This is a genomic window from Bernardetia sp. MNP-M8 (assembly GCF_037126285.1).
In the GTDB taxonomy this organism is placed as follows: Bacteria; Bacteroidota; Bacteroidia; order Cytophagales; family Bernardetiaceae; genus Bernardetia.
Window position 1 is genome coordinate 4,161,643 of sequence record NZ_CP147012.1, and the last position, 14,169, is coordinate 4,175,811.

The following is a 14,169-nucleotide window of genomic DNA, read 5'->3' on the forward strand; positions in this document are numbered from 1 at the left end:
ATATGTATTATTTTACTCTTTATTTTGATAAAAATTATTTATCTCGTGCGCTTGCTCTTATTCATTCATTAAAAAAACAAAAAGTAGAGTTCAAACTATTTGTACTTGCTTTAGATGATTTTGTTTTTGATTTCTTTTGTCAGAATTATACTGATTGTGTAGTTCCTATCAAATTAAGTGAATTAGAAGAGCATGATAAAAAACTCTTTGATATAAAAGAGACAAGAAGTAAAGTAGAGTATTATTTTACGATGACCCCTTGCATAACTCGTTATGTATTAGATAAGTTTGAGTTTGTGGATATGATTACTTACTTAGATGCTGATATTTATTTCTATGAAAGTCCTGCTGAAATTTTCAAAGAAATGAAAGATAATTCTATAGTTGTTGTTTCACATCATTTTTCTGAAAAAAACAAATGGTTGGAAGTCCACGGAAAATACAATGTAGTATTCAATACATTTAAAAGAGATGAAGAAGGTTTAAAAGTTCTAGACTGGTGGAGAGAGAAATGTATAGAATGGTGTTACGATAAAGTAGATGAAGAAAAAAGCCGTTTTGCTGACCAAAGATATCTAGATTATTTTTCTACTCTATCAGATAAAGTATATATTTGTGAAAATAAAGGCGTGAATTTGGCAGGATTCAACGTAGATAATAGTGAAATTACTACAAAAAAAGGAAAGTTTTATGTAGATGGAAACCCTCTTGTTTTTTATCATTTTCATAGATTGAGAGCTTTAAATAAGTATTTGTATATGCCTTATGAAAAAGGAAAGTGGGGGCAAATGTATCTCAAAAAACCTTTGACTACTATTTATATTAAATATATAAAAGTTTTAAAGAAATATGAATCTAAGTATGCAATTGAATATCAAAATAGCTCAAGATATAAAGGAGAATTTCCTATTAAACAAACTATAATTACAGACTATCCTTTGTTTGTTTCTAAGATAATGAGTAGAGTGTTGCATCTTGAAAAACAATATGCTTTTTATGGTAGAGTTTATAATTTTTTATTTAGATAGAAACATTTTTCATAAAACGTACTACATAATTTAGAACTCTAATGGCTAAAATAATTGATCTTAAAACCTATACAGACAAAAGAGGTAACTTAACAGTAATAGAAAAAGTAATACCTTTTGATATAAAAAGAATTTTTTATATTTATGGAGTAGATGACTCTGTAAGAGGAGGACATAGACATCATAAGACTATACAAGCTGCTATATGTTTGGTGGGTAGCTGTGTGATTTGGAATGATGATGGCGAAAATCAAGAGACATTTGAGTTAGACTCTCCTCACAAATGTTTGCTTTTAGATCCTAAAGACTGGCATAAAATGTATAAGTTTACACCAGATGCCATATTAATGGTATTAGCCTCTGAGCAGTATGATGCTGATGATTATATATTTGAAGCCTATACCGATAAACAGACATAAACCTTTATTACACTCTTTTGTTGGTGTATAACCAAACTAGCTAATAACACAGAATAACTTTTTCCAAAATAATTAATTATTTTTTTATGATTGCCTACGAAAATTTAAGTCAATTAAACAAATCATTTTTTGATAAATACAAGCAAAAATTTGGTGAAGTAGTAGAAAAAGGATGGTTTGTTTTAGGTAATGAGGTAAAAGAATTTGAAAAGGAATTTGCTCATTATTCTCAATCTGAATATTGTATTGGAGTTGCCAATGGTTTAGATGCACTTACATTATCGCTTTCTGCAATAGCTGAAAAATATCAGTTTGCAAAAGACAAAGAAGATATAGAAATAATTGTTCCTTCAAATACTTATATTGCTACTATTCTTTCTATTTTACACAATGGTTTTACACCTGTTTTGGTTGAACCTAATTTAGAAACCTATAATATAGATCCTCATAAAATAGAAGAAGCTATTACTTCAAGGACAAAAGGTATTATGGTGGTTCATTTGTATGGAAAGGTATGTCAAATGGATAAAATAGAAGAAATTGCAAAAAAAAATGAGCTTTTCATTATAGAAGATGCTGCTCAAGCACATGGAGCAAAATTTAAAGATAAAAAAGCAGGAAGTTTTGGTATAGCTAATGGTTTTAGTTTTTATCCTACCAAGAATTTGGGTGCTTTGGGAGATGCAGGAGGGGTTACTACCAATGATGAGAGTCTCAATACTATAATTCGGTCACTACGTAATTATGGTTCAGATATAAAATATCATAATGAAAGAGTAGGACAGAATTCTCGTTTAGATGAGTTACAGGCTGCTTTTCTGCGTATCAAATTACAAGAATTAGATAAAATAAATAATCATAAAAGAAAATTAGCTCAAATTTATTTAGAGAATTTGAAATCAGATTTTATACTTCCTCAAGTAGACAAAAATTTTTATGATGTATATCATATTTTTGCTGTTCGACATCAACATAGAGATAAACTCAAAGAGTTTTTATTAAAAAATAATGTAGGTACAGAAATTCATTATCCAATTCCTCCAATAGAGCAAAAAGCTTTAACAAATGTGGTAGCAAAAGCTGAATTTTCTATTGCAAAACTTATTCACTCAACAATTATTAGTCTTCCTATTTCTTATTTTCATACGGAAGATGATATATATCAAGTAATTGAAGTAATGAATAAATTTTAAATTCATAAAGTAAACTTATTTTTTGCTAGATAATATCTATGGTAAATCTCCCCAAAATATCCATTATTACACCCTCTTATAATCAAGATCATTGCATTGAAGAATGTATTTTGTCTGTTATAAATCAAGATTATTCAAATATAGAATTTATTATTATTGATGGGAAAAGCACAGATAATTCGGTAGAGATTATAAAAAAATATGCTGATCAAATAACATATTGGGTAAGTGAATCAGATAAGGGTATTTATGATGCCATGAACAAAGGCATTGAAAAAGCAACTGGAGATTGGTTATATTTCTTAGGTACAGATGATAAATTACAAAAAGGTGTTATATCACAAATATTTTGTTATGAAAATTTAGAAGAATGCAATTTTTTGTATGGTGAAGTAGAATCAAAAAATACTACATTTGTTCATCGTGGTACTGTTGATTATGCCAATCTATTTGAAAGAAATTTGTGCCATCAAGTAATATTTTATCATAAAAATTTATTCGAAAATCTAGGTAATTATAATAAAAAGTACAAATTATATGCAGATTGGGATTTTAATATTAGATGTTTTACATACAAACATATAAAACCGAAATATGTCGACAAAATAGTTTGTACCTATTCAGGGGAAGGTATTTCTTCTCATACTATTGATGAAGTATTTAAGAAAGAAAAACTTCCTAAGTATATTAATAAGTTTCTTGTAAAAGTCTCAACACCAGATGTAGAAAAATATAAATATCATATACTTGATGCTATTAGACAAAAAGGCTTTCCTTACAATATAAAAACTATTATATTATACTTGTATAGAAAACCTAATTTATTAGCCTTAAAAAGTTTATATTACCTTTTACTAGAAAAATTTGAATCCTCATCTCAATAAAATAGCAAACTAATCTATTTGATTTAACGCTTTGAAAAACGTAGTTTTTTATAATTGCAAAAATATTATTATATGTCTAATATTGCTATCCTATCTCCAAACAAAACAGCTATTAGTGAAACATTCATTAAGAACCATAAAGAAAACTTAAAAGGAAATATCTCTTATTTTTATGGAGGAGCGATTCCTAATTTTATAGATGATGAATATGCTATAATAAATTTTGCAACAAAACCATCATTTACTGACAGGTTAAAAAGAGTATTACCTGCTTTTATATACGATAGAGTTCCAAAAAGAGAATATGACCCAAAAGAATTTTTTGCTAATGCTTTAAAAGAAAAAAAAATAGAAGTAGTCTTGGCTGAATTTGGAACAACAGCAGCAGAAATATATCCTATTTGTAGGCAACTTGATATTCCTTTAGTAATTTTTTTCTTCGGTTTTGATATTTTTAGATATAAAGAACAAGAATACCATAAGCAAAATTATGAAAATATGCTTCAATATGCTTCTTCATCTTTAGTGGTTTCTAAAAGCATGATTCCTGTTCTTAAAAAGTTTGGTGCAGATGAGAATAAAATAATTTATAATCCAGCTTCTGCACACGAAGATTTTTTTAAACTCAAACCCACTTTTGAGCAAAATAATTTTATTTCTATTACTCGTTTTGTAGATAAAAAAGCACCTTACTATACTATTTTAGCATTTGCAGAAGTTTTAAAACAAATGCCAAATACTAAACTAAATATTATAGGAGATGGTCTTTTAAAAGAAACCTGTGAAAATCTAGTCAATTATTTAGAGATACAAGACAAAGTAATTTTTCATGGTGCAGTTGAAAAAGACACGTACATGAATCTCATGGAAAATTCAATCGCTTATGTTCAGCATTCTATTCAAGCTCTTTCAGGAGATAGTGAAGGAACTCCTGTTGCTATTATGGAAGCTCAATCGGCTGGTTTGCCTGTTATTTCTACTTATCATTCAGGGATTCCTGAAATTGTAATCCATGAAAAAACAGGGTTTCTTACAGAAGAACATAATGTAAAACAGATGGCTAATTACCTTTTAGAAATTCTGAAAGATAAAGAAAAAGCAAAAAAAATGGGACAAGCAGGGAGAACTAGAATAAAAGATAACTTCTCAAATGAGAAACATATAGATATATTACAGACTGCTTTAGAGCAAGCCATCAAACAGAAAAATTAAAAAATTCATGAGCAAGAAAAAAATTCTTATCATAGGCTACGGATTTGTAGGACAAAATATATACAAAAAATTAGATAAAAATCTATTTGATGTTACTGTTTTGTCACCTCATATTGAAGACAAACCTGAAATAGGATTTGTTAGAGCTAAGTTACAAGACCTTTCTAGCATAAAAGATTTAGATTTAGAAAATATTATTATCGTTCATACTGCTCATGTAGGTTATCCATTACACGACCAAGATACTCTTTATAGAGAGGTAGAAGAAAATCTAAGTCCTTTTCTTTTATTACTTGATTTGGCAAAAGATAAGAAAAATTGTAGAATTATTTATATTTCTTCTGGAGGAGCAATTTATGGTAAACCTCAGCAATTACCTGTTACAGAAAATCATCCTCTACAACCTATTTCTTTTTATGGATTATGTAAAAAATATATGGAAGAAGCTCTACATTTATATTCTATTCAGTATAACATAGAGTATGATATTGTTCGTCCATCTAATATTTATGATTTTAATTGGAAAACAGGTAAAAAACAAGGCTTAATTAGTGCATTGGTAAAATCAATCGAAGAAAAAGAAGCATTTTATTTGTGGGGAGATGGAAGTGCTAAAAAAGATTATATTCATGTAGAGTGTTTTTCTGAAGCTATAATGCAAATTGCTACTACTCAAGCTAGTAATTCAGTATTCAATGTAAGTGCTAATAAAAGCTATAGCACAAAAGAAATTATAAGTATTGTAGAAAAAAAATATGGACAGAAAATAAATATAATACAGAAAGAAGTAAAAAATCAAGATATTTCTGAGATACGACTAGACAACACAAAAATTAAAAATCATATACAATATAATCTAAGAACAGATATTTTTTAATTGTGTAGATAATTATAGTTCCTTTTCCAAAATACTATACTATATTTGAAACTTAATAATCAAACATATTAGCTACAAAAAAATGTTACAGACTCTTTATAGAAAACTTATTCCAGAAGCTCTAAGAAAAAAAGTATATCAATGGAGAACTTCTAGTCAAGAAACTGCACCAAAGTATGATTGTCCAATATGTAAAAGTGAAGAAATTGTTTTTAATGATTTTGGAAGTCCTGCACGAAAAAATGTAATGTGTACACAATGTGGTTCATTAGAAAGAAACAGAGCATTATGGCTTTTTCTAAATGACAAAACGAATATTTTTACTGAAAATATTACTTTATTACATGTTGCTCCAGAGAAAATATTTTTTGATAAATTTAAACAACAGCAGAATATAAATTATATCTATGGAGATAAGTTTGAAAAAGGATTTGAAAATATCTATCCTGAAGGAACTCGCTCATTAGATATAACTGATTTAAAAGATTTTGAAGATAATTCTATCGATGCTGTTATATGTAGCCATGTACTAGAACACGTACCCGACGATGCAAAAGCTATGAAGCAATTTCTTAGAGTATTAAAACCTAGTGCATGGGCAGTTCTTTTAGTTCCTATTGATTATAATAGAGAAACAACGTACGAAGATTGGAGCATTACATCAGAAGAGGAACGAAAAAAACACTTTGGTCAAGAAGATCATGTACGTTGGTATGGCAGAGATTATCCAAAAAAATTAGAAGAAGCTGGCTTTGAAGTAATTATTTATGATACTGAAACAGAAGTATCACCTGAAATACGAGAAAAATATAGACTTGCAACTGAAAAAATATATTTCTGTGTAAAACCTAACTAATGAATCCTTTAGTATCTATTATAACTCCGTTATTTAATCGCCAAGAACTTATCAAGGCAACAGCTAAATCTGTCTTAGAACAACAATATGCAAATTGGGAATGGATTATTGTTGATGACGGCTCAACAGACAACTCTTTACAAGTAGTAAAAGAATATCAAAAAAATGATGATAGAATAAAAGTTTATCAAAGAAATCGTCTACCTAAAGGAGCTTCCACTTGTAGGAATATAGCAACAGAAAATGCTGAAGGGGAATATATTATATTTTTAGATTCTGATGATTGTTTGTTGCCTCATTGTTTGAAACAACGTACTCAAGTAGCTCTTGAGAATCCAACTATGGATTTTTGGGTATTTCAAAACTTGATTAAGGACGAGTCTGATACTACTTCTATAAAACTATGGAATATTATTACAGAAGAAGAAACATTTCCTCGTTTTTTAAAGCATGATGCGCTTTGGGTTACAGGTTCTCCCTTATATAATCGTAATTTTATAAAATTATATCCTTTTGATGAGAGTTTACCTTCTTGGCAAGATTATGAATTGCATGTCAGAATTTTATTGGATAAACCCAAATTTGAAATATTTTATCAATTGCCTCCAGATCTAATTGTCTTTACTCATACAGAGAAAGACCGAATTAGTATAAAATTAAAAAGTATGGAACACCTAAAAATTCATACAAAAATATTAGAAGGTTTTTGGAATGTTTTATGCAAAACTAAAGAGTGTGAAAAATATCAAAGTATATTTCTAAAACGTTTTTTTGGACAAGCAGAATATCTTTGGGAGGTGGTAGAAAATCGTTCAGAAGCCAAAAAAGCTCTCAGAATAATAAAAAAGTATAATCTGACTTCTAGTTTTACATATAAAAGAATACAAATTTATTACCTATTAAAATATTGGTTACACTTTGGTAAAATGCCTGCTTTCATCAGAGATAGTCTGCGTAAATTTACTTTTAAAAAAGTTTTGCCTAAAGAACTACAACAGAAGTTTCGTGTTTTTATAGGAAAAATAGACTATAATCCAGAAGATTATCCACAAATATAATATTGGAATGCTTCCCTACGAAAACCTAAACCACTCCAACCAATCTTTTTTTAAAGAATATCAAAAGAAATTCAATCAAATTTTAGAAAAAGGATATTTTATTTTGGGAAATGAAGTCGCAGAATTTGAAAAAGAATTTGCTACTTACTGCGAGACTGATTTTTGTATTGGTGTGGGAAATGGATTAGATGCACTTACAATTATCTTAAAAGCACTAGCTGAAAAATATGCTTTTTCTAAAGAAAAGGATGAAGTAGAAATAATTGTTCCCTCAAATACCTATATCGCTACTATTTTAGCTATTCTTCAAAACGGTTTCAAACCTGTTTTGGTAGAGCCTGATATAAACACATATAATATAAATCCATCAGAAATTGAAAAAGCAATAACTCCGAAAACCAAAGTGATAATAGTAGTTCACTTGTATGGAAAACTCTGTCAAATGGACAAAATACAACAGATTGCTAAAAAATATAATTTGCTTATTGTAGAAGATGCTGCTCAAGCCCATGGTGCAAGTCTTAAAATTAATTCTGAGAATAAAAAGGCAGGAAGTTTTGGAATTGCAAATGGTTTTAGTTTTTATCCAACCAAAAATCTAGGGGCATTAGGTGATGGAGGTGCAATTACTACAAATGATTTAGAGTTAAACGAATTATTTCGTTTGCTTCGAAATTACGGTTCAAACCGAAAATACTATAATGAAAAAATTGGTTTTAATTCTCGTTTAGATGAACTTCAAGCAGCTTTTTTACGAATCAAACTTCAAAAGCTAGATGAAATAAATAATCACAAACGAAAACTAGCCAAAATCTATTTAGAAAATCTGAAATCTGATTTTATTCTTCCAGTTGTAGAACCAAACTATTACGATGTCTATCATATCTTTGCTATTCGTCATCCCAAAAGAGATAAATTAAAAACCTTTTTACTCAAAAATGAAATTGGTACAGAAATTCATTATCCAGTTCCACCAGCCGAACAAAAAGCACTAGAAGGGGTTTTAGATAAAACTTATTTTCCAATTGCTAAACAGATTCATCAAACTATTCTGAGCCTTCCAATTTCGTATTTTCATACTGAAAATGATGTTCTGAGAGTTATTGAAGTGATGAATAAGTTTTAAAATTTGATTTTGATATATATTGCCTTCAGGTAAGTCAAATTTCATTTCCAAAGTGTCAGAAATATACTTAAATTTGCAGAAAAACAAACGAAAATAACCATTGAAAAAAATACTCATTCTTCGTTTTTCTTCTATTGGAGATATTGTCTTGACTACACCAGTCATTCGTTCTCTCAAAATGCAATTTTCTTCTGTGCATAATGAAGATTTAGAGTTGCATTATGCTACCAAAGCGAGTTTTGAAACTGTTTTGAAATACAATCCTTATTTAGACAAAATTCATTTACTTCAAAAACAGCAGTCACTTTCTGATTTTATTTCTCTTCTCAAAAAAGAAAATTTTGATGTAATTATTGATTTACATAAAAACCTCAGAACCAGTATTATAAAGTTTAGATTAGATGCAAAATCTTATACTTTCGAAAAACTAAATTTTGAAAAGTGGTTGTATGTCAATCTGAAAAAAAACAAAATGCCTAATCGTCATATTGTCGAAAGATATATGGATACACTTAAGGATTTAGGAATTTCTTTAGAAGAAGATGAAAAACAAAGCGATAACAAAATAAATAAAGAAGTAAAAGGATTAGATTATTTTTTAGGACAAGAAGACCATTTTGAATTAAATTGGTTACCCAAATCACATCAAGAAGGATATATTGCTTTTGCAATTGGAGGAGCGCATAACACCAAAAAACTTCCTTTAAAGAGAATGATTGAGCTTTGTGATAAAATAAATAAGCCTATTGTTCTGTTGGGAGGAAAGGAAGATGCTGAAAACGGACAAGCAATTTTTGATTTTTTTGAGAAAGATAGAGATACCTTCGACTCGCAAGAAGCAATTGAAAAATTAGGAAAAAAAACACGTATTTTTGATGGATGTGGTAAACTTACACTAGGACAATCTGCTTCTTTACTTAAACAATCAAGAGTAGTTTTTTCGCATGATACTGGTCTTATGCATATTGCAGCAGCTTTTAAGAAAAAAATATATTCTATTTGGGGAAATACTACACCTGCTTTGGGGATGTATCCCTACAAAACACAATTTGTTGTTTTTGAGAATAATAAAATTAATTGTCGCCCCTGTTCAAAAATTGGTTTTAAAGCCTGTCCTAAAGGTCATTTTAAGTGTATGAATGATATAGTATTTGATTTTTGGATTCAATAAAAGTTATTGACTTTTTGCCAAAAATATCAAGTTTATAATTCAAAATTCCTTATTTTTACATTTTTGTTTTTGTTCCGAATTATGACTGATGGAACATATTGAATTAAAATAGCAGAAAGTGAAAAATACCTAAAAATAGATAATACAACTAATAAAATAAATAAAAATATAATTATGATGAATGAATTAATTTCTAGTTTTCCTAAACAGTTGGAAGATGCATATTCAGCTTTTCAAAAACTTTCCCTTTCTTCTTTCGAAAAATCAGATAGAAAAATATCTAATATAGTAGTAGTAGGTTTGGGAGGTTCTGGAATTGGAGGTAATTTGGTACAAACTATCACTCGTAGTTTATTAAAAATACCTTACCAAGTTTGTAAAACGTATAATTTGCCAAGTTATATCAACGAAAACACACTTTTTATTGCTTCATCATTTTCTGGAAATACAGAAGAAACTTTAGCTTCTTTGGAAGAAGCACAGCGAAAAGGAGCATATATAGCTTGTCTTACTTCAGGAGGAAAAATAGAGCAAATAGCTAATGAAAAAGGATTTGATTTAGTTCCTTTAAAATCTCTAGCAGCTTGTCCAAGAGCTCATTTGCCTTATTCTGCTACTTCTTTGTTGTTGCTTTTACATCATTACAGACTTATTGATATAGATTTTGGAACAGAAATTAAAGAGACTGTAAATAGCCTAAATCAAAAAAATGATACTATAAAAACAGATGCAAAAGAAATAGCTATTTCTCTGAAAGGCAAGTTTCCAATTTTATATGCAGATGCAATTTTAGAACCGATGCTCATTCGTTTTCAACAACAAATTAATGAAAATGCAAAGCAACTTTGTCATGTGGCTGTTTTTCCAGAAATGAATCATAATGAACTAGTAGGCTGGCATTTACCAAAAGAAATTTTATCAAAAACACATATTCTACTTTTTCATTCAGATTATGATCACGAAAGAGTGAGCAAAAGAATGGAAATTTGTGAAACTATTTTTAATAAACACACAAATTCTATTACCCATATTTCAGCAAAAGGAAATTCATTTTTAGAGCAAGTATTTTATTTAATTTATCTTACTGATTGGGTTTCATATTATTTAGCAGAAGAAAATGGAGTTGATCCTTTTCCAGTAGAAGTAATTAATTATTTAAAATCTTCTTTACAAGAATAGTAGCTTATGATTTAGCCTGAGAAATATGTACCGTACACTTTAGTGTGCGAAAAACTATTACCTTTTAAGAAGTGAAAAAATAAAAACATGCAAACAGTTTTATTCGAACATTTAGGAACTCTTTCTTATCAAAAAGCATGGGATTATCAACAAGAAGTTTTTGATAGAATTTTTGACGTAAAAAAACAGAATCGTCAACTAAAAGAAGAACAAACTCCTACACCTAATTATCTTCTTTTTTGTCAGCATAACCCTGTTTTTACAATGGGAAAGGCTGGTTCTTTAGATAATTTATTGCTTTCTGAAAAAGAACTAAATCAAAAAGGAATTGAATACTTTGAGATAAATAGAGGTGGAGATGTGACTTTTCATGGGCTTGAACAGCTTATTGGATATCCTATTTTAGACTTAATGAACTTCAAACAAGATTTGCATTGGTATTTTAGAGAATTAGAGGAAGTCATTATTCAGACAATGCAAACCTATAATTTAGATGCAGGTAGAGTAGAAGGACTTACAGGTGTCTGGATAGATCCTAATTCAGAAAATCCAAGAAAAATATGTGCTATTGGCATTCGTGCAAGCAGGTGGATAACTATGCACGGTTTTGCACTCAATGTAAATACAGATTTATCTTATTTTGATTTGATAATTCCCTGTGGGATAAAAGATAAAGAGGTTACTTCTTTAGAAAAAGAAGTAGGAAAAAAAATAAACATGCAGGAAGTAGAGCAGAGAGTAAAACAACAGTTTGAAAAAAGATTTAATGTAAAAATTGTGTAAGAATTACGAATTACGAATTACGAATTACGAATTTTACTCATTAAAAAACAATGTTATTTATACTAACTATCAAAGAAACGAAGTTTCGTACTGATAACTGATAAATGATTCTACTACTAGATAATTTTGATTCTTTTACTTATAATTTATGGGATTATGTACAGCGTTTGGGAGTTGAGTGTAAAGTTTTTAGAAATGATACACCTTTAAAAGAACTTCAAGAACATAATTTTACAGGAATTATACTTTCCCCTGGGTTTGGGAAACCTAAAGAAGCAGGAAATATGATGGACGTAATTGATTATTACCATCAAAAATTACCTATTTTGGGAGTTTGCTTAGGACATCAAGCATTAGGAATTTATTTTGGTGCAAAGCTAATCTATGCAGAAAAACCAATGCATGGCAAAGTCTCAACTATTAAATGCAAAGTAAATCAAAAAACGGATTTACTTTTCCAAAATATGCCTTCAAAAATAGAGGTTGTTCGTTATCATTCTTTACTAATAGATTTAGAAAAAAATAATACATTACTATATCCCACAGCTTACACAGAAAAGAACGAGTTAATGGCATTTTCTCATATAACACTTCCCATAAAAGCAATTCAATTTCATCCAGAAGCTGCTCTGACAGAATACGGTTTACAAATGTTAGAAAATTGGCTTTCTCTAACCAAAACCAAAAAAATAATCAAAGAAGAAGTGAGTATAAAATGAAATATTTAATTGATAAAGTAAAGCCAAAAGAAGCCAAACGAATTTATGAAATAATAGATTATTTTTTAATAAACTTTATCACGGTTTGTATTAAGGTAACTTAGACTAGAAGTCTGAACATCAAAAAATAACCGTGATAACCTTTAATAATAATGGAATTTAACAATTTGATAAGAGAATATATTGCGTATGAAGCCTACTTTTTTAACCACAAAATTAACAGAAAATTAAGAGAATGAAAATACAACTACTTGTAAGTTAAAATTGCCTTGTTCATATAAAATATAGTTTTTTATCAAAAAAAATCTGTATTAATCTGTAAGATATGTGTTCCATAAAAATAGTAGGATACAGTAGAAAAACAAAAAGGTTTTTAAATATTTTTTTCTCCACTCAAAACTGATTTCAAAAACTTTCGTAACAATCCAAACTTTCGTACCTTTGCGCTTTCAAATTCTAAAAAAATAGGTATTTATTTATATAAACAAGAAAAATAGATTATGGGATTACGTTGTGGAATCGTTGGTTTGCCAAATGTTGGGAAATCTACTCTTTTTAATGCTTTATCTTCAGCAAAGGCAGAATCAGCCAATTATCCATTTTGTACGATTGAGCCAAATGTAGGTATCGTTACTGTTCCAGATGAGCGTATTGCAGTTTTGGAAGACTTGATTACACCACAGCGAACTGTTCCAGCAATTATCGAATTTGTGGATATTGCAGGTCTTGTACGTGGCGCAAGTAAGGGCGAAGGGCTAGGAAATCAGTTTTTGGCAAATATCAGAGAAGTAGATGCGATTGCTCATGTAATTCGTTGTTTTGAAGATGATAATATTATTCACGTTGATGGAAAAATAAATCCTGTTTCAGATAAAGAAACGATTGATATTGAATTGCAATTAAAAGATTTAGAAACTGTCGAAAAACGTCTTGTTCGCATTGGAAAAGCTGCTCGTACTGGTGACAAAACAGCAAAAAAAGAATTTGAGGCTTTCGAAAAAGTAAGATTACATTTAGAACAAGGAAAAAATCTTCGTTCTTTAGTTTTAGAAAAAGACGAAAACGAAATTGTAGAAGAAGCATTTTTGCTTACTCGCAAACCTGTAATTTATGTAGCCAATGTAGATGAAAAATCTATTCATACAGGAAATGCACTTGTAGACCAGCTCAAAGAATCTGTAAAAGATGAAAATGCAGAAGTAGTTATGGTTTGTGCTTCTATCGAATCTCAGATTGCAGAATTGGAAGACCAAGAAGAAAAAGATATGTTTTTGGAAGAATATGCGCTTAAAGAATCTGGTCTTAACAAACTTATTCGTAGTGCATACTCTATTTTAAACCTAATTACTTATTTCACAGCAGGTGTAAAAGAAGTTAGAGCGTGGACAATCGAAAGAGGTTGGAAAGCTCCAAAGGCTGCAAGTGTTATTCATACTGATTTTGAGCGTGGCTTTATCCGTGCAGAAGTAATCAAATTAGAGGATTATACAAAATACAGAACTGAAGTGGCATTGAAAGAAGCAGGAAAGTTAGCCGTAGAAGGAAAAGAATATGTAGTAGAAGATGGTGATGTAATGCATTTTAGGTTTAATGTATAATAAGAATTGATAGAAAACTCTATCTTCAAAAAACTACTTTCTTATTAAAAAGAGAGTAGTTTTTTT

General features: G+C 29.2%; 14 protein-coding genes. All 14 read left to right on the forward strand.

Translation table 11 applies throughout. The annotated features are described in order from the left end of the window. Window positions 1-2: 2 nt before the first annotated feature. Window positions 3-1,028 (forward strand): hypothetical protein, encoded by a 1,026-nt coding sequence (locus V9L04_RS16950; protein WP_338791054.1) that lies wholly within the window; start codon window positions 3-5, stop codon window positions 1,026-1,028. 41 nt (window positions 1,029-1,069) lie between these two features. Then, on the forward strand, window positions 1,070-1,447 hold the full coding sequence (locus V9L04_RS16955; RefSeq protein ID WP_338791055.1) for an FdtA/QdtA family cupin domain-containing protein: 378 nt from the start codon (window positions 1,070-1,072) through the stop codon (window positions 1,445-1,447). 86 nt (window positions 1,448-1,533) lie between these two features. Further along, the gene (locus V9L04_RS16960) at window positions 1,534-2,640 is read left to right on the forward strand and encodes a DegT/DnrJ/EryC1/StrS family aminotransferase (RefSeq protein WP_338791056.1); all 1,107 of its coding nucleotides are present in this window, start codon (window positions 1,534-1,536) and stop codon (window positions 2,638-2,640) included. Window positions 2,641-2,678: 38 nt separating this feature from the next. Then, on the forward strand, window positions 2,679-3,524 hold the full coding sequence (locus V9L04_RS16965; RefSeq protein ID WP_338791057.1) for a glycosyltransferase family 2 protein: 846 nt from the start codon (window positions 2,679-2,681) through the stop codon (window positions 3,522-3,524). Between the two features lie 72 nt (window positions 3,525-3,596). Beyond that, the gene (locus tag V9L04_RS16970) at window positions 3,597-4,736 is read left to right on the forward strand and encodes a glycosyltransferase (protein ID WP_338791058.1); all 1,140 of its coding nucleotides are present in this window, start codon (window positions 3,597-3,599) and stop codon (window positions 4,734-4,736) included. Window positions 4,737-4,743: 7 nt separating this feature from the next. Beyond that, a complete protein-coding gene (locus tag V9L04_RS16975; protein WP_338791059.1) occupies window positions 4,744-5,613 on the forward strand; it encodes an NAD-dependent epimerase/dehydratase family protein in 870 nt (289 codons plus the stop codon). Between the two features lie 82 nt (window positions 5,614-5,695). Further along, on the forward strand, window positions 5,696-6,469 hold the full coding sequence (locus V9L04_RS16980; protein ID WP_338791060.1) for a methyltransferase domain-containing protein: 774 nt from the start codon (window positions 5,696-5,698) through the stop codon (window positions 6,467-6,469). Then, window positions 6,469-7,527, forward strand: a complete 1,059-nt coding sequence (locus V9L04_RS16985) for a glycosyltransferase family 2 protein (RefSeq protein WP_338791061.1) — start codon at window positions 6,469-6,471, stop codon at window positions 7,525-7,527. The genes V9L04_RS16980 and V9L04_RS16985 overlap by 1 nt, the downstream gene beginning before the upstream one ends. Before the next feature lie 7 nt (window positions 7,528-7,534). Beyond that, window positions 7,535-8,653, forward strand: coding sequence for a DegT/DnrJ/EryC1/StrS family aminotransferase (locus tag V9L04_RS16990; RefSeq protein ID WP_338791062.1), 1,119 nt, complete (start codon window positions 7,535-7,537; stop codon window positions 8,651-8,653). Between the two features lie 100 nt (window positions 8,654-8,753). Continuing rightward, complete coding sequence (locus V9L04_RS16995) at window positions 8,754-9,824, forward strand: glycosyltransferase family 9 protein (protein WP_338791063.1); 1,071 nt, start codon at window positions 8,754-8,756, stop codon at window positions 9,822-9,824. A 174-nt stretch (window positions 9,825-9,998) separates the two neighbouring features. Continuing rightward, window positions 9,999-11,003 (forward strand): bifunctional phosphoglucose/phosphomannose isomerase, encoded by a 1,005-nt coding sequence (locus V9L04_RS17000; protein ID WP_338791064.1) that lies wholly within the window; start codon window positions 9,999-10,001, stop codon window positions 11,001-11,003. Between the two features lie 87 nt (window positions 11,004-11,090). Further along, a complete protein-coding gene (gene lipB, locus V9L04_RS17005; RefSeq protein ID WP_338791065.1) occupies window positions 11,091-11,786 on the forward strand; it encodes a lipoyl(octanoyl) transferase LipB in 696 nt (231 codons plus the stop codon). Between the two features lie 104 nt (window positions 11,787-11,890). Further along, the gene (locus V9L04_RS17010) at window positions 11,891-12,505 is read left to right on the forward strand and encodes an aminodeoxychorismate/anthranilate synthase component II (RefSeq protein WP_338791066.1); all 615 of its coding nucleotides are present in this window, start codon (window positions 11,891-11,893) and stop codon (window positions 12,503-12,505) included. Window positions 12,506-13,005: 500 nt separating this feature from the next. After that, complete coding sequence (gene ychF, locus V9L04_RS17015) at window positions 13,006-14,103, forward strand: redox-regulated ATPase YchF (RefSeq protein ID WP_338791068.1); 1,098 nt, start codon at window positions 13,006-13,008, stop codon at window positions 14,101-14,103. Window positions 14,104-14,169: the final 66 nt, after the last annotated feature.